This is a genomic window from Pseudomonas sp. MH9.2 (assembly GCF_034353875.1).
Taxonomy (GTDB): Bacteria; Pseudomonadota; Gammaproteobacteria; order Pseudomonadales; family Pseudomonadaceae; genus Aquipseudomonas.
Genome location: NZ_CP133784.1, coordinates 5,068,620 through 5,085,375 on the forward strand (window position 1 = coordinate 5,068,620; position 16,756 = coordinate 5,085,375).

Annotated in this window: 16 protein-coding genes; 3 read left to right on the plus strand and 13 right to left on the minus strand. The window is 60.5% G+C overall.

Annotated features, from left to right (window positions below):
- Positions 1 to 307 precede the first annotated feature (307 nt).
- Positions 308 to 1,912: a response regulator gene (locus tag RHM55_RS23365; protein WP_322178529.1), complete on the plus strand. Its 1,605-nt coding sequence runs from the start codon at positions 308 to 310 to the stop codon at positions 1,910 to 1,912.
- Positions 1,909 to 2,601 carry a HAMP domain-containing sensor histidine kinase gene (locus tag RHM55_RS23370; protein WP_322178530.1) on the plus strand — a complete coding sequence of 231 codons (693 nt, stop codon included), beginning with the start codon at positions 1,909 to 1,911 and terminating at the stop codon, positions 2,599 to 2,601. Before RHM55_RS23365 ends, RHM55_RS23370 begins: the two co-directional genes overlap by 4 nt.
- 37 nt (positions 2,602 to 2,638) lie before the next feature.
- On the opposite strand, the gene RHM55_RS23375 is transcribed toward RHM55_RS23370, so the two are convergent.
- Positions 2,639 to 3,754 (minus strand): hypothetical protein, encoded by a 1,116-nt coding sequence (locus tag RHM55_RS23375; protein WP_322178531.1) that lies wholly within the window; start codon positions 3,752 to 3,754, stop codon positions 2,639 to 2,641.
- Between the two features lie 479 nt (positions 3,755 to 4,233).
- Between RHM55_RS23375 and ppnN the strand changes: the two genes are divergently transcribed.
- Positions 4,234 to 5,607, plus strand: coding sequence for a nucleotide 5'-monophosphate nucleosidase PpnN (ppnN, locus tag RHM55_RS23380; protein WP_322178532.1), 1,374 nt, complete (start codon positions 4,234 to 4,236; stop codon positions 5,605 to 5,607).
- A gap of 138 nt (positions 5,608 to 5,745) precedes the next feature.
- Here the strand turns inward: ppnN and RHM55_RS23385 are convergent, their stop codons facing one another.
- The 12 genes from RHM55_RS23385 to RHM55_RS23440 all read right to left on the minus strand — a co-directional run bounded on the left by RHM55_RS23385 (position 5,746) and on the right by RHM55_RS23440 (position 16,755).
- Positions 5,746 to 6,285: a DUF3087 domain-containing protein gene (locus RHM55_RS23385; RefSeq protein WP_322178533.1), complete on the minus strand. Its 540-nt coding sequence runs from the start codon at positions 6,283 to 6,285 to the stop codon at positions 5,746 to 5,748.
- 146 nt (positions 6,286 to 6,431) lie between these two features.
- Positions 6,432 to 8,636 (minus strand): M66 family metalloprotease, encoded by a 2,205-nt coding sequence (locus tag RHM55_RS23390; protein WP_322178534.1) that lies wholly within the window; start codon positions 8,634 to 8,636, stop codon positions 6,432 to 6,434.
- Between the two features lie 196 nt (positions 8,637 to 8,832).
- On the minus strand, positions 8,833 to 9,912 hold the full coding sequence (locus tag RHM55_RS23395; protein WP_322178535.1) for an FUSC family protein: 1,080 nt from the start codon (positions 9,910 to 9,912) through the stop codon (positions 8,833 to 8,835).
- A gap of 74 nt (positions 9,913 to 9,986) precedes the next feature.
- Positions 9,987 to 11,054, minus strand: coding sequence for a hydrogenase expression/formation protein HypE (gene hypE / locus RHM55_RS23400; protein WP_322178536.1), 1,068 nt, complete (start codon positions 11,052 to 11,054; stop codon positions 9,987 to 9,989).
- Positions 11,051 to 12,190 (minus strand): hydrogenase formation protein HypD, encoded by a 1,140-nt coding sequence (gene hypD, locus RHM55_RS23405; protein ID WP_322178537.1) that lies wholly within the window; start codon positions 12,188 to 12,190, stop codon positions 11,051 to 11,053. The genes hypE and hypD overlap by 4 nt, the downstream gene beginning before the upstream one ends.
- A complete protein-coding gene (locus tag RHM55_RS23410; RefSeq protein WP_322178538.1) occupies positions 12,187 to 12,420 on the minus strand; it encodes a HypC/HybG/HupF family hydrogenase formation chaperone in 234 nt (77 codons plus the stop codon). Before RHM55_RS23410 ends, hypD begins: the two co-directional genes overlap by 4 nt.
- Entirely contained in the window at positions 12,411 to 13,574 is a 1,164-nt protein-coding gene (locus RHM55_RS23415; RefSeq protein ID WP_322178539.1) for a carbamoyltransferase HypF, read from the minus strand. Before RHM55_RS23415 ends, RHM55_RS23410 begins: the two co-directional genes overlap by 10 nt.
- A 1-nt stretch (position 13,575) precedes the next feature.
- Positions 13,576 to 14,574: a hydrogenase nickel incorporation protein HypB gene (hypB, locus tag RHM55_RS23420; RefSeq protein ID WP_322178540.1), complete on the minus strand. Its 999-nt coding sequence runs from the start codon at positions 14,572 to 14,574 to the stop codon at positions 13,576 to 13,578.
- 35 nt (positions 14,575 to 14,609) lie between these two features.
- A complete protein-coding gene (locus RHM55_RS23425; RefSeq protein ID WP_219063229.1) occupies positions 14,610 to 14,957 on the minus strand; it encodes a hydrogenase maturation nickel metallochaperone HypA in 348 nt (115 codons plus the stop codon).
- Entirely contained in the window at positions 14,950 to 16,035 is a 1,086-nt protein-coding gene (locus RHM55_RS23430) for a nickel-dependent hydrogenase large subunit (protein ID WP_322178541.1), read from the minus strand. The genes RHM55_RS23425 and RHM55_RS23430 overlap by 8 nt, the downstream gene beginning before the upstream one ends.
- A complete protein-coding gene (hybE, locus tag RHM55_RS23435; RefSeq protein ID WP_322178542.1) occupies positions 16,032 to 16,538 on the minus strand; it encodes a [NiFe]-hydrogenase assembly chaperone HybE in 507 nt (168 codons plus the stop codon). Before hybE ends, RHM55_RS23430 begins: the two co-directional genes overlap by 4 nt.
- Positions 16,525 to 16,755: a rubredoxin gene (locus RHM55_RS23440; RefSeq protein ID WP_322178543.1), complete on the minus strand. Its 231-nt coding sequence runs from the start codon at positions 16,753 to 16,755 to the stop codon at positions 16,525 to 16,527. The genes hybE and RHM55_RS23440 overlap by 14 nt, the downstream gene beginning before the upstream one ends.
- Position 16,756 lies beyond the last annotated feature (1 nt).

Below are 16,756 nucleotides of genomic sequence, written 5' to 3' on the forward strand. Positions count from 1 at the left end.
GATTTCTACCAGTATTGATTTCCTGTTTTGGGTCGATAGGAGACTATCTTTCTGCTGTCCGAATTGACCAAAAATCCGGTTGCCGCTGAAGCTCTTATAGCGTTCGCCCGAGCGTCTGGAAACGCTTGGATCAAGGCCATTGCGATGCGGCAAGCAAGAAGGATAGCATTGCTATGTAAAGTCGCTTGATGACCTATTACGCTTAGCTATTATGTGCGCGCCGAAATGGGCAGCGAAGCTCAATCCGTCCTTGCATTGGTATTTGCTTTTGGGCTCCTACTCTTTACTTCCCATGACAGGAATCTCGATGCTGGCGTACAACCAAAAAAAGTTTCTTATCGTCGATGATTTCTCCGATTTTCGCAGTTCGGTCAGGTCCATGTTGCGCGAACTGGGCGTTGTGGAAGTAGACACCGCCGATACGGGTGAGCAGGCGCTACTCATGTGCGCGCAGAAACGCTACGACTTTATCCTGCATGATTTCAATTTCGGTGACGGTAAGAAAAATGGTCAGCAGGTGCTTGAAGACCTGATGACCGATAAGCTGATAAGCCATGAAGGTGTTTTCGTCATGGTCACCGCCGAGAACAGCCAGGCCATGGTGATGAGCGCCCTGGAATGGGAGCCGGATGCTTATCTGACCAAGCCGTTCAACCGAGCGGGCCTGGCCCAGCGCCTTGAAAAGCTTGACCAGCGCAAGACGTTGCTCAAACCGATTCTCCAGGCGCTTGATCGCGGCAAGCCTGCCGATGTGTTGGCCGCCTGCACCAGCCTCACCGAGAAGGACCAGCGCTTTGCCCCCCTCTGCCAGCGCTACAAGGCTGATGCCCTGCGCGATCTGAATCAGCATGATGCGCTGGAAAGCTTTCTCAAGATGATCCTGGCCGACCGCGCTACGCCTTGGGCTTACGCGGCGCTTGGCAAATTATTGTTCAAGCGCGGCAAGGCCAGCGAGGCTCAGGCTATTTACGAGCGGGCAATGATTGCCTTTCCGATGATCCCGACGCTCTACGATGGCCTGGCTGATGTGTTAGTTGCCCGTGGTGACGCGCGACGCGCCCAAAGCGTACTCGAGGATGCGGTACGTTTGTCGCCATTGGCGGTGCGTCGGCAAAGGTTGCTGGGCAAGCTGGCGATGGGTAACGAAGATTTTGAAAGCGCCTCCAAGGCTTATCGTCATGCCGTGTCCCAAGGGCAGTACTCGCGCTTCAAGGATCCAGAGAGCAACCTCGGCCTGGCACAAGCACTGATCAGCAAGAATGGTGATAAGGGCCTGGATGCCCGGGCCCGGGTGGAGATCAACCAGACGCTGGGCGAGGTCGCTAAGGAGTACGGCAACGATCAGGGGCTGCAATTGCGCACTCGTCTGATGAAGGCGACCAGTCTGCAACAGTCGGACCCTGAGACCGCCGCGAAGCTGACCGCGCAGGCGTTGGCAGTTCTTCAGGGCATGGAGAGCTTTCTCGGCGCCGACGCGGCACTGGCGGTTGCCGCCCAGCTTCAGCGCTTGGGTCAAGAGGAAGCTGGAGCAGGGGTATTGAAAAACTGCGCAGAAATCTACGGCGATGACCCCGCAGTCATGCAGGGCATCTCTCGCCTGACCGATGATCCTGCGATCCTTGGTGCGGGCAAGGCCGCCGCTGACCTCAACCTTCAAGGCGTACGCAGTTACAAGGCTGGCAATCTCGCCGAAGCGCAGGATTTTTTCCGCCGCGCGTTGGCGTTGCAATCGAAGAACATCAGTATCGCCCTGAACATGGTGCAATCGTTGTTGCCTGCGAAGGGCGTGACTCCAGATGCTGCACGGCTTGAAGAATGTCGGGTGTGCCTGAACATGATCGGCATGATGCCTGACACGGATCCCCGTTATGAGCGTTATCAGAAGTTGCAGAGTCGGGCGTTTGGCGCATGAATACTAACGATGAGGGCCTCGACTTCTCGATGGTGATCGCCTCCATCGTGCATGACATGAAGAACTCCCTGGCGACATTGATGCACGCTCATAGCCAGTGGCTGATGCGGCTGCCCGACGTGCAGCAAGGCACCCCCGAGCATGGGGCCATCGAATACGAATTCGCCCATCTCAACGGGATGTTGGTGCAGTTGCTCGGTTTGTATAAGTTGGGCGTCAACCAGTTGCCGCTGCGGCCTGACTATCATGAGCTCGATGATTTCATCGAAGCACAACTGGCGTGCCATCAGGATGTCTTGAACAGTCACGGGATCGTCGCGAGTTACGAACTCCAGGGCATTAATGTGCTCGGCTTTTTTGACCGTGAACTGATAGGTTCGGTGGTGGCGAACATTATTATCAATGCCATCCGTTATGCGCGCCATGCTGTGTTGATCAGCGCCCATGAGGAGGGAGACCAACTTGTGTTGACGATCAATGACGACGGACCCGGGTATCCAGCGCAGATGATCGAGCGTCAGTCAGACTATGTGCAGGGCATCAATCAAAGCAGCGGCAGTACCGGTCTAGGCCTCTATTTCGCAGCGCACATCGCCAAACGGCACGAGCGCAATGGCGTGCATGGACATATCGAACTGGCCAACGGCGGCAAGTTGGGGGGCGGTCAATTCATTATTTATCTTCCTTGAGTGCCGTCGCGATAAAAATGCCCCGACCCTTGTGGCGTTATTCAGTCGCCTTCCCGTCGTCGCTCGGCGCTTGCTCATCACTTTTGTTGTCCTGGAGAGGTTGCTCACCGGGCGGAGGAAGGTCTTGAGGTATCGGTTCTAATTCGACCGACGGGGTAAAGGTTTTGATGAGGCTTCCCTCGATGTGTCCTGACAAGTGATAGACCCCTGCCATTACCCCGGCGGTGGGATTGTCCATCAGGTTACGCCGCTCATCGTCCAGGGCGGCGCTCAGGATTACCCGAAGCTGCTCCACCATTTCTGACCGTTCTTTCTCGTGCGCAATGGCGCCGAAACCCGACACAGCAAGGGAAATCATCGTGCCTGCTACTCGGCCAACCGCCGCGGCGACAGCGCCTGCGACACCTCGGGTGGGGAGCGTGGCCTCCAGTTTTTCGCTGGTCCGTTGTGCCACTGACGATATGCTTGCGTCCGATGGACCGGCGCCCGCACCACTTGGCGTATTGCGGATCTGATTGACCAGAGCCACATACGCCGGCAGCTTGACGACAGGATCGATGTGGATGATCTGGTAGAGCGAAGCGTTACGATTGGGTGGTGGCGCCAGCTCGATTGCTGGAATGTCTTTGAATCGTCGGTCTAATTGGTCTAGAGGCACACCGTAGCGTGGCGCAATGCCCTGAAGTTGCGTGCCGAGAAGCTGGATGTACAGTTTCGTCGTCTGCTCCATGACCGCGCCGGGATCAATCTGCTTGGCAACAGGGTCCAGCACGCGATTGTGGTATTGCTCCTGCAGATAGTTAGCCATTCGTTTGGCCGGATCGGTCTCTTTCCCTGTGCTCACCTTGTACCAGGCCACCTTGAGCGTCAGCCATTGCTGAGTCCAGTAGCCGGTAAACCACGGAATGAAGTCTGCCTCGGTGCGCTGGTAGGCGAGGTCCCTCCAGTTTGCCATGGAGCTGCGCGCATAGTCCTTGGCCGATCCTTTCGCGGTCAGCGACGCGGTGACAATATCCCAGTCGACCTGTCGCCAGGTATCCTCCGAAACCAGAACCGGCGGAGTCTGATCGGGGGCGTGATTTTTGGAGGCGCACCCTACCAACGCCATCATCAAGGCGACGATAAGGGCGAGGATCAGGGAACGCAGATTCAAGATCGCAGTCCTCTAAATAGACTCGACCGCGTTAACCCATCCGGCATTGGATGAGCTTCAAACAAACACTCCACGCCTTTTTTGATTCGCAAGCCTCAGTGCGCGGCTATCCTTCTGATACCCGGCATGGAGTGCTTTTGCCGCTTTGCGCCTTCCCCATTGGAAGGGGCGTTCAGCGTCTCGGGTCATGGCCTTTTGAGTATAGGTGGTGAAAGGGGGGGCAAGAAAACCCAGCGATCTTATGAGTTAGCGCCGTTCCATGCGTGGCCGGGTAAGATGACGAAACTGCTCATTGGCCTTTAGCTGCCGCTTTCTCTGCTGTGGTGAAGGCGCTCGACCCCGGAGGATCTCACCGCAACGTTTGCTTTTCAGCCCGGTCGCCGGAGAAAATACCCGTCACGCGCGACTGCATTTGGCACTCACCCTCCTGATGCAACTGACCCTACCGGGCTCGGTGGCATCGATCTCAGGAACCTAGAATGGCCCCAAGACATGTAATTAACGCTTCGGTAAGCCCAAGGGGCAGCCTGGAGACTCTGTCCCAACGTGAAGTTCAGCAACTGAGCGAAGCCGGGGCTGGCAGCATCTACAAGCTGTTCCGCCAATGCGCCTTGGCAATCCTCAACACAGGCGCCCACATAGATAACGCCAAGACTATTCTTGAGGCCTACGAGAGCTTCGAGGTTCGCATCCACCAGCAGGATCGTGGCGTGCGCCTCGAACTGCTCAACGCGCCTGCGGACGCCTTCGTCGACGGTGAGATGATCGCCAGTACCCGCGAGATGCTGTTCAGCGCGCTACGTGACATCGTCTATACCGAGAGTGAGCTGGACAGCCAGCGCATCGACCTGAGCAGCTCGCAGGGGATCACTGACTACGTCTTCCACCTGCTGCGCAATGCCCGCACCCTGCGTCCCGGTCTGGAGCCGAAGATGGTGGTGTGTTGGGGCGGCCATTCGATCAACACCGAGGAATACAAGTACACCAAAAAGGTCGGCCACGAACTGGGCCTGCGCAGCCTGGACATCTGCACCGGTTGTGGGCCTGGCGTAATGAAAGGGCCGATGAAGGGTGCCACCATTGCTCACGCCAAGCAGCGAATCATCGGCGGCCGCTACTTGGGCCTGACCGAACCGGGAATCATCGCTGCCGAGGCGCCTAACCCGATCGTCAATGAGCTGGTGATCCTTCCTGACATAGAAAAACGCCTCGAGGCCTTCGTGCGCGTCGGCCACGGTGTAATCATTTTTCCAGGCGGCGCGGGCACAGCCGAGGAGTTCCTCTACCTGCTCGGGATCCTGATGCACCCTGACAACAAGGACCTGCCGCTCCCTGTCATCCTGACCGGGCCAAAGAGTGCCGCGCCCTACTTGCATCAGTTGCACGCGTTCGTCGGCGCTACGCTGGGGGAGGCCGCACAGACTCGTTACGAAATTATCATCGATGATCCTGTTCAAGTAGCAAGGCAAATGACCGTGGGACTAAAAGCGGTCAAGCAGTTCCGTCGAGACCGAAATGACGCTTTCCATTTCAACTGGATGCTAAGGATCGAGGAAGGCTTTCAGCGCCCGTTCGACCCCACCCACGCCAACATGGCCAGTCTCCAACTGAGCCTGGACCTGCCTCCTCACGAATTGGCGGCCAATCTGCGGCGTGCCTTTTCCGGCATCGTTGCCGGTAATGTGAAAGACAAGGGCATTCGCCTGATCGAGCAGCATGGCCCTTACCAGATCCGTGGCGACGCGGCGGTGATGCAGCCTCTGGACCGCTTATTGAAATCGTTCGTCGAGCAGCACCGCATGAAGCTGCCAGGCGGCGCGGCCTATGTGCCTTGTTATCAGGTGGTCACGTAAAAACCGGATGTGACCTGTCCGTAGTGATTGTCTGGGCGTCAAAAACAGCCTGAAAGGCTCGGGCGGTCATCGTTCCGGGCCTGGCCCCAACGCTCAGGTATCAACGTGTCGTTGGGGCGATACTGTATCGCGAGGGTGTTACTTCGCCTTCGCCGCACTGGCTTTCTTCGCCGCCGCAAGCCAGGCGGGATCCAGTCGATGCTGGTCGGTATCAATGCCGAGAGCTTCCATGCGCGCCTTGTGCAGGTCGGCCTCTCGCACTGTCTGGCTTGCTGCGCCGGAGTTGCCATCCAACTGGTGCATCTGCGTGAGCCCCAAGTGATAAAAGCGCAGCAGTTTCATGGCCGTCGGGTCACTGGCCTGCACGCCCTCGGTGACGTAATGCATGACGTTGGTAATGCTCATTAGGCTGCGTTTCAGCTGCCAGCCGTAGACGGCCGGTGCCATCCATGCCTGCGACCAGAACTGGAACCGCACCACGGTCACGGTCACTGCCAACGCGGCAATGACGCCCGCCGCATTCAAGCGGAAATTATCGCCACCGGGTTCGCCAAACAGCTTCACGGCAACGCTGGACAGCACCATGGCCAGCAGCGCGAAGATCACGATAATGATCAGCGTACTGCGTCGCGTTTGCCGTCGATAGGTTTCAGGATTGAATTGCTTGATCTCAAACATCACTGCTGCAGCGCCCCTTTGTTGAGTGGATAACACTATTGCGGGGCATTATCGCCTGTAAGAGGTGGGCACAGGCACGCTTAATGAGTCGGCTCACGTGTGTAGGTGCTTTTCGGTCGAAATCCAGCCCTGAGCAGGTGCCTTTCTCACCGGGCGTGAGGACCCGTTCGGCCCTGATCTTTTGCCGTATTAAAAACCACAACCGTTTGAACTCGGCCTTGGCTCCAGTCGACGTCGAGTACCAATTCATGGCGACCGGCAGCAGGGGAGAGCCATACTTCGCGCCCCCGTCCTACAACCTTGTCGTCGAGCATCCAGGTGAGTCGCTCCGCTGACAGTGGATACCCTGCGGAGTCAGTTGCATTGCCTGACGCCTGTATCGGTTGATCGGCTCGCAGCGTCTGCCCGTTCTGCGGGTAAAGAATCGCCACCTCAGGCGCACGTTCGGGCAAGTCGACGACCAACGCTGGCGATTCGGCGGTGAAAAATCCGTCATGTCCGAGTAAGCGCAACTGGACCTGTCCTGCGGGTAAACCGGTCAGCGGCAACTCCGCTTCGCCACCCCGCAGGCCAACGGCCAAGCCGTGCCATCGCTCGCCTTTATCGACAGTCCATTGCACCCAGACGTCGACATCGCTCTCGGCGTCGACCTGCCACCTCAGCGCCAGTTGTTGTGTCGACGTCACGTCGGCTGTGGCGCTGACGAACTGCGCAGGACGTGCAGGCGCCTGGCGTGTCCAGACTTGCTCTGCCGGACCTGCGATGCGCAGCGATGAGCCGGGCGCTCTGTCAGGCAGGTAGACTTTGAACATGAACGGTGGGCGGTCGGGGTCTTGGTTCGGGTGTCCGTGGCCCTGGCAACAGCCGCATCCACCCTGGAAGTCGGAGCGCACCAGCGATCCACTTGCAATCACGTGGCCCTGCTCGTTCATGAGTTGCGCAACCCAGTGTGTCTGCACGCCCGTGGGCAATGCTGTCACAGGGACACGTGCGACAGATTGAACCTGAATCTCCCCGTTTTCCTCGACATGACCCACGATGGAAATGACCGGATTCATCGTTCGCCCCTGCAGTTCGTCCTGTAGCCATGGTGGATCGGGCCACCAGAGGTGTTCGATGTCAAAAGCCCTTTCCAGAGGGTAATCATCGAAAATCGAACGCTCTCTCAACCACCGGGGCTCAAGTCGCGGGTGCTGAAGCAAGCGGTCGTGTTGATACAGAGACATCCAGCGTGGATTGCAATAGGACATGTAGTCCCGCGCCGTCGTCGGGTCGTACACCGCGCCGTTGCGAATATCGAGCCCGAATTCACCAATGGACGCGGAGGCATAGGGTTCGTAAGTCGGGTAGTTTGGATCGGTCGCCCCTGCGGCACCGCATGGGGTGTGCTGGAAGCCATAGCCATGGCCGATTTCATGCAGGAACGTCAGTTGATTACCCACGGCTCCAGCGCCCAGGCCATCCTGTCCACAGCCTGGCACGTTGAGCGGGATGCCAGCGGGGAGCAAACCGTAATACACAACGTCCGTGCGGTTGCCGTCGTTGTCCCGGAGTAGTGCAAGCCAGTTGAGCAGGGTGCCCCAATTGGTTGAACAGGCTCCTGGTCCAGAGCGTACGTCGTCCAGTGGGGTTGCCCAGTTCAAGGTGCCGCAACTGGCGAACGATCCGGTGGCCTGCACGGGCATGGCAGCGAACGCCATCGATGCATTGGTTTGCAAATCCGCGAGTGTCGGCGCGGGAAGCGTGAGTTGGGTAATGGCCGGTTGACCGGGTGCGGGTGTATTGGCGGAACTGGGACCGTTGTATGCGACGAGAATGGCACGCACGCGCAGGGTCTGAACCAGGTTCGTATTGATGATAATGCTGCTGTCTGAACTTTCAATGCCTTGCAGGCGCGCCGTCAGCCGTAACGTGCCATGACACTCCTGGGCAGGAATCAAAAAGTTCAAGGTACGGTTTATGTTGTTGCGCTCGGTTGCGTAATCAACGGTTTGCTCAGCCGTAACAGTCGCCGCACCTTGAGCGGCGTAAGTCGCGACGGCGTCATAGTTCAAGGCGTGGTTACGGCGCGCGAGGTCCAGCGAACCAGTGACATTGGCAACGGAGCTTAATAACCCGGAACGTACATAAACCCGAACCCAGGCCGCTTTGTACGCCACCAACTGGACCGAGTTATCCGGTCCACGGTCGGCGCTATCGGTTAAGTGTTCGGCAGCTCGGTAATACTGGATCGACTGTGTCACTTCAATGCCGTTAACGCGGGCGCGCCAAAGGCGATAGCGATCAATAAAGGACTCTTGCCACCAGCGCAAGGCCCCTGCGCGGATCTGATCAAGGAGAGTGGGTCGCACAGTCTGCTCCCTTCGTTATTCAATAGATGAAAAACAAGGCATGCATGGTGTTGCTGTTAGACGGCGTGCGCAGTGGAGTATAGGAGGGCCCCTGAAAAATACGGTTCATTCTGTCGGATTAGTGCGGGCACCTTTTTTGTGACGCAGGTGTATTGAATCATCGTGGAGGGCGTTTTCGCGGTCCAATGAGTAACAGTCAGATCTTCCATTTCCTTGCAGTGTTCGCCAGTTGCTGGCGCAGATCGTCGACGGTGGCGGCAAGTTGCAGGGTCAACAGTCGGTAGCCGTCCAGTGCCGAGTAGACCGGGGCACTCAACGCGGCCGTATTGTCTGCCCCGCCGACAGGGCGCTCGATCCGCTCCGAGACACCGGTTTGCAGTGCGCGCGCCATTGCAATCAGCTGTACGCGTATCTGTTTGTGTTCGGCGTTGAGGGACAGCTGCAACACGGCCATGGCCTGTTCGTCGTTGGCGGTGGGCCGGGTGTTGGCGAGGATCTCCAGGGTGCTGATGCACAGCCGCAGATTGCGCTGGATGGCGTCGAGTTTATTGAGTGATATCCGCACCTCCTTGGACACGGAGGGCATCAACGAACGCAGTTGCACCATGGCGCCGGTCAGTCGGTTCATCAGCTTGAGGTACTCGTCGTCGCTGACCGATTGGCCACTGATGATGCGGCTGTGGATCGCGGCACAGTCACGCAGTGCGCTCGCCAGGTTGTAGCGCCAGGAAAAGACCGCGTACAGGGGCAGCGCGAAAGAGAACGCCAGGGCCAGGACGATGCCAATGAGGATATCGACAGTGCGCCAAAGGCCATCGGATATCGGGTTATCGCCATGACCGGCGACGATGAACACGGTGATTGCCGACAGCAGCGCCGTGTAGCCGCCTTTGCCGATCGCGTGATAAGCAAAAAAGCCGCATACCGCAGACATGCCCAGGTACGTGAGCAACGGTATGCCCAAGTACGCTTGCTGGGCGACCAGCAACAGGCCAACGGCGGCGCCTATCAGCGTTCCATACGCCCGCTCGGCCGCTTTTTTGCCGATATTACCATGGTGCTGAAGTCCGCCGATTACCACCAGCATGGTGACCGAGGCCCATTCCCCGTGGGGCAGGTTGATGCCGGTGGTCAACAAGATCGACGCGAGCAACCCCAGCGATACGCGCACGGCGTGGATAAGCCTGGCGTTACGGTAGCGTCGATAGGGATCCAGCAGCGGTCGCAGGAATTTGCGTAGAAGCGGGGGGAGTCGCGATGATCGAAGGTCATACATCGGTTCAATGAGACTCTTGGTCTGTGGGTCGAGGCCGTTCAGTCACGGGCTGTCCGGCAGCTCGAACCCTATGATCAACAGATTCTAGGCAACTGCTCTCCGGTCAGCCAGTCTACTATCCTGCGCCCACCGAAACGGGTCTGCATTTGCACGAAGCCGTGCGAGTCATCCAATACGGTGCCGATGCGCACCGCGTCTTTCCCCTGCGGGTGTTGGCGCATGGCGTGCAGCAACGGTTCAGCGTCGGCCTCGGAACAGATGGCGATCAACTTGCCTTCGTTGGCGATGTACAGCGGGTCGAGGCCGAGCAGTTCGCACGCGGCTTCGACCTGTGGTAGCACCGGGATCATGGCTTCGTCGAGGAGCATGCCAACTCCGGATTGACCGGCAATCTCGTTCAGCGTTGTCGCCAAGCCACCACGTGTCGGGTCGCGGAGCACGCGCAAACCGGGGGCGGTCGCGAGCATATGGGCAACCAGTTCGTGCAGGGCGATGCTGTCGGAGATGATCTCGGTGTCGAATTCCAGCGCCTCACGCTTGGACATGATTGCCACGCCGTGTTCGCCAATGCTCCCGGACAGCAAAATGGCATCGCCAGGGCGAGCACGATGGCCGCTGGTATTCACCCCGGCGGCGACCACGCCAATCCCGGTGGTACTGATGAATACGCCGTCGCCCTTGCCGCGCTCGACCACCTTGGTGTCGCCGGTGACGATGGGGACGCCCGCCTGACGGGAGGCACGGGCCATGGAGTCGACAATGCGTTTCAGGTCTGCGAGTGGGAAACCTTCCTCAATGATGAAGCTGGCGGCGAGGTACAGCGGTCGCGCACCGGTCATGGCGACGTCGTTGACGGTGCCATGCACGGACAGGCTGCCGATGTCGCCGCCGGGGAAGAATAGCGGCGAAACCACATGCGCGTCCGTCGCCATAACCATGCGCTCGCCGGGGGCGAGTTCGGGTGTGAAGACCGCGCCGTCGTTGCCCTCACGCAGCCAGGTGTTATCGAAGGCGGCGACGAACAGTTCTTCGATCAATTGCGCCGAAGCACGGCCGCCAGCGCCGTGACTCATGTCGATGCGTCCTTCTCGCAGGTTCAGGGGGCGGACATAGCCGCGCTTGACGGGGGAACCAGCGTTCATAAAGCCACTACCTCAATGTCTTTGTAGCGCCCGTAGGCGTAATGCGCGGCGCAGGCGCCTTCGTTGGACACCATGCACGAGCCCATTGGATTTTCGGGTGTGCACACGGTGCCGAACAGGCGGCAATCCGTGGGTTTTTTCTGCCCGCGGAGGATGGCGCCACATTCGCAGGCCTTGTGATCCGGCACCGCCTGGTACTCCAAGTCGAAGCGCACTTCGGCGTCGTAGCGGGCGAAGGCCGGACGAATGCGCAGGGCGCTGAGGGGGACTTCACCGAGCCCGCGCCATTCGAAGCTGGGGCGCAACTCGAAGACCTCATCCATCAGCGCCTGGGCGCCCGTATTGCCATAGCGTCCGACAGCGCGGATGAACTCGTTCTCGACTTCAGCCCGACCTTCATTGACCTGGCGCACCAGCATCAAGATCGCCTGCATCACGTCCAGCGGCTCGAAACCGGCGATGACCACTGGCTTGTGGTATTGGCGGGCGAAGGCTTCGTAAGGCGCCGAGCCGATGACGATGCTGACATGCGCCGGGCCGACAAAACCATCCAGTTCCACCGCCGACGCGGCGTCCTTTTCCGGCGCGGCGAGGATGTGCGAAATCGCAGCCGGAGTCAGGACATGGCAGCAGAGCACGCTGAAATTATCCAGGCCACGTGCCGCCGCTTCGCGAATGATCAGTGCCGTGGGCGGTGTGGTGGTTTCGAAACCGATGGCGAAGAACACCACCTGCCGTTCCGGGTTCGCTTCGGCGATTTTCAGTGCATCCAGCGGCGAATAAATCATGCGGATATCGGCGCCGTGGGCCTTGGCGCGGAGCAAGGAAAGCCCTTCAGCCGCGGGCACACGCAAGGTGTCGCCGTAGCTGCAAAGGATTGCTCCGTGTTCCAGGGCCAGCTTCACCGCCAGGTCGATACGTCCAATCGGCAGCACGCAGACCGGGCAGCCGGGGCCGTGGATCATGCGCACGTTGTCGGGCAGTAGCTCGCTGACGCCGTAGCGGGAAATCGCGTGGGTGTGGCCGCCGCAGAACTCCATAAACCGATAGGATCGGTCGGGATGGGCTTCTCCGCGGATGCGTGCGGCGATGCGTTGAGCCAGCTCGCCGTCGCGGTATTCGTCGATGTACTTCATGAGGCTTCCCGTTGCGTGCGGTTCAACTCGTCGAACATGTCCAGCGTGCGCTGGGCTTCTTCTGGATCAATCAGGCCCAGGGCATAGCCGACGTGGATAATCACGTAATCGCCGACCTGTGCCTCGGGCACCAGCGCTATAGAGATTTCTTTGCGGATGCCGCCGAGATCGACCAGTGCGGTGTCGCCACTGCGCAGTTCGACCACACGGGCGGGAATAGCTAGGCACATGACAGAGGTTCCTCCAGCGGCAACGCCGCTTGGCTTTCAAGTTCGGGCCAGTGGGCGGCGATCCAGCCTTGGCCGAGGGCCAGTCCGGCATCGCCGCAGGACACGCTCTGTGCGCTGAAGACCGGCACGCCGTGGGTGCCGAGCAGATGGCTGAGGCGCGTACTGAGCAGACGGTTGGCGAAGCAGCCACCGCCGAGCAGTACCGGCAGTTTTGCAGGCTGTTGCAGCACCCAGTCAGTCAGGGCCGCCGCGAGTGTCAGGTGGAACAGTGCGGCACCTTCGGCGCTACGGCCATGATCGGCCAAGTCGAATAGACGTGTGAGCAGCGGCCGTAGATCAAGCACGCCGTCAGCGCGGATGCGCCATAGGCCTTCGACCGTTGGCTCGGCATTCGCTGCCAGATAGTCGCTGGCCAGACGTTCCAGGGCGATGGCGGCTTCTGCCTCGGCTTGCTGGCGCACACTGATCCCGAGAATACCGGCGGCGGCATCGAACCAGCGTCCCGCGCCACTGCTGGGTGGGCAGTTGAGGTTACGGCGGAGCATGCCTGCAACGGTGCCAGCGCTTTGCTCGCCGACCAGCGCGCCGAGGCGAGTAATGATTTCTTCATTGCGGCCCAGTAGATGCAGCGCGGCTGCGGCCAGACGCCAAGGCTCACGGGCGGCGATGTCGCCGCCCGGCAGTGGCAGTGGCAGCAGATGCCCGAGTCGGCGCCAGGCGTGGGGCGCGACCCATAGCAACTCACCCCCCCAGGCGGCGCCGTCACTGCCGAGGCCGACGCCGTCCAGCGCCAGACCCAGCACCGGGCCGTCGAGCCCATGTTCGGCCATGAGTGCGCCGATATGCGCATGGTGGTGCTGGACCGCCAGCGCGGGCACGTCCAGCCGAGCGGCCAGGCTCACGGCCAGTTGGGAACTGTAGAAGTCCGGGTGCAGGTCATGGACGATTGCCTGCGGGGTAGCGTCGGCATGCGCGAGCAAACGCTCCAGCGAGGCTTCGAGGTCCAGACAACTTTGTGGATCGCCCAAATCGCCATGCACTGGGGACCACAGCACTTGATCGCGTTGCAGCAGACAGGCTGCGTTTTTCAGCCAGGCACCGCAGGCCAATACGGGCGGCCAGACGTTCGCGTTGGGGAGTTTTTGGCTATGCACGTCAGGCCCCCTTGGCCGGCGCTTTCAGCGCTGCCAGTTCGGCTTCGAGTGCGGCGATGCGTGCAGCCTTGCGGTCACTCTCCGGCGCACCCGCCAGTAGCCAGTCGAGCCAGGCGTCCAGGCCGGTGCCGTCACGGGCACTGAGCTGAATGATCTGCAACTGCGGATTGACCTGATGGGCATAGTCCAGGCAGCGCTGCACGTCGAAGTCCAGATGAGGCAGCAGGTCGATCTTGTTGAGGATCATCAGCTTTGCAGCGGCGAACATGTCCGGGTATTTGAGCGGCTTGTCCTCGCCCTCGGTGACTGACAGGATCGCCACTTTACCGGCCTCGCCGAGGTCCCAAAGTGCCGGGCACACCAGGTTGCCGACGTTCTCGATAAACAGAATGCCCGCCGGTTCGCCTGCGCCGTGTGCATGATGATCGTGGGCGGCGTGGTGATGATGGTGGTTGGAGAGCAGCGGGGCCTTTGGGTGGTGATGCTCATGCCCTGCGGCATGCAATGCGTCGTGCAGCGGCAGGCGCGCGTAAGCTTCGGTGATCATCCGTGCGTCCAGGTGGCAACCCTTGCCGGTGTTTATCTGGATCGCCGGCACCCCTGTTGCGCGGATGCGCTCGGCGTCGTTGCGGGTCTGCTGGTCGCCTTCAATCACCGCGATTGGCAACCCGGCTCGGCGCTCGCGCAGGGCGAGGAGGGTGGCACACAGCAGGGTGGTTTTGCCGGAGCCGGGGCTGGACACCAGATTGAGGGCCAGCACGCCGTGGGCGATGAAATTCTCTCGGTTGCGTGCGGCGTGGCGGTCGTTCTCGCCGAGCACATCTTGCTCGATGCGGATCGTCCTTGCCTGGCTCAGGCCGGGCACCGAGACCCGCGCTTCGCCCGCGCCGTAATGCAGATCGCCCGTGGCGTCGACCCGCGCTTCGCTATCGGTGGTTGACTCGTTGCTTGGGTGTTGCTCGTGTGAATGGCCGGTACCGCAGCCGCAAACGACGCACATGGCGTTCCTCCAGATTTCAAATCAGAAATCAACTATCAGTGATCCTCGACCTGCAGGTCGAGGATGCGTAATTCGGTGCCGCCGGTAGGTTGCAGCCAGAAACCGCCGCAGGTCGGGCACGGTGCGCCGCGCTCGACTAATGGCACAGTGGCGGCGCAGTCCAGGCACCAGGCCTGTCCGTGCGGTTCTTCGATGTCGATCTGCGCACCGGCCAGCAAGGTGCCCGGTGCCAGCGCTTCCAAGGCGAAACGCAGCGCGTGTACCTCGACCCCTGCCAACTTTCCGGCTTCCAGGCGCAAACGGCTGACGCGCACGAACGGATCAGCGGCAGCCGCTGCTTCCACGGCGCTGAGAATTCCGCCCGCCAGACTCAGTTCATGCATGGCTTGATTGTCCTTGGTGGTTGTCTTTGTCTGTTTCCAGCGTAAAAGCGATGCAGGGATCGAAGGCTGCCATCAACAGTTCAGCCTGGCGCTGGCTGCGTGGATCGGCGCTCGGCAGCGATGACAGCGCCAGGGCCAGAGCACCCTGCGGATGAAGGTTCCACTCGGTGGGGGCGACGATCTGATAGTCGGCTATCTGCACGGTGCCGCCGCTGCGTTCCAGACATACCCGATGCAGCAACAGACCGCGAGCGGTTTCGCTCCAGGCCAGGGCTTCGTTCTGACCCAACGCTATCACCCCAAGCGCCGGTGGGCGGGCATCGGGCAGTGACAGTCGTGCCAATTCGGCGACCCGCGCCCCCAACCTCAGCCAGGCGCTGGTGTAGCGTTCCGGATGTGTTTCGCCGAACCGGGTCCAACTGCCGGTTTCGCACGGCTGTCCATTCAGCTCAGGGCGCAGGGCAAAGTCGGTGGAACGGCGCAGGTGATCTGCCACGGCGTGCAGCGCCGGGGTATCGGTGATCAGTTGCAGTGCATGCACCGGCAATTGCAGGGCGTCTGCGTCTCTGCGGCAGTTGGCAAGTATGCGGCTCAGCCAGTGTTCGTTGCGCTGGGTCCATTCCAGCAACGCGTGATGAGGGTCGTCTTCCCACTGCTGTAGCCAGACGCGTACCGGGCCGCCAAGCCAGAAAGTCATGGCCGCTTCGGGTGCCTGATCCCACGCGCGCATTTCCCCTGGAGAGGGGCGCGGAGCGCCTGGGTCGAGTAGCGGCGGCCAGTCCAGCAAGACGCGTCGCAAGTGTTCACGGCGAGTTTCGGCCAGCAACGCCTGGCTGGCGGCCACGAGGGTGTTCGTCTGGCCCTGCAGTGCTGCGCGGATGGCCAGTTGTGCAGTCAAACGATGGGCCTGACCGCACAGGCTGTAGAGCAGGGGCAGTCGTTGCGCGGCGGCCTCGGGTGGCTGGCCTCGCAATAGCCGAGCCGCCAGTAATGGCCGACCGCCAATGATCGCCGGTTGCTGACCGGGACGCACTCTCAGCGATCCACCGAGTGGCGACAAACTGCTTGAGGCATTCATTCCGAGGCACCAGGCCGACGCCCGAACAGCAGGGCGCGACGACTGAGCGCCGGGTATTGCGGCTCTTCCTCTTTGGGGGTGTCGCGCAACAGGCTGAGCACCTGTTCGGCGGTAGCGCGGGCCGCCGCTTGATCGGCGAACTCGAACATCGGGGAAAACAACGAACAGCTTTGGTAAACGCCGAACGCCTCGTCGACTGCGCCTATGAATGTCAGACGCTGGCCACCGAAAAAATGCTCTCGGGAGGCACCTTGGGCCAGCGGTGCACTCAAGGCGGGCGCGAGCCACATCAGGTTCATGAACCAGGGCGTGATCAGAATGCCGAGTACGCCAGAGGTCGCATCTTCACCCGCAATCTGCACGGCGAAGCCTACCGCCTCGACGTCCAGCCTTGGGTTGAGAAAGGGCAGGCCGCGCATGCGGGTGTCGGCGATGTCTCTGAAGTGGGCAGCCAGCGCCTCACCCCGCAGGGTCGGGGAGGGTGGCGATTCAGACTGTGTCATTGATCACCATGAACTGCTCGGCGGCACCATCGCAGTTCGGGCAGCACCAATGGTCCGGCAGCGCTGAAAACGGCGTGCCGGGCTCGATTTGCCAGACCGGGTCGCCCTCGCTCGGGTCGTACACCCACCAGCAGATTTTGCACTCCAGACGGGTGGTATCGCTGATGCGCGCGGAGTCGCCCCTGTAGCTGCCTTCGAAGCTGGGTCTGTCGGTCATG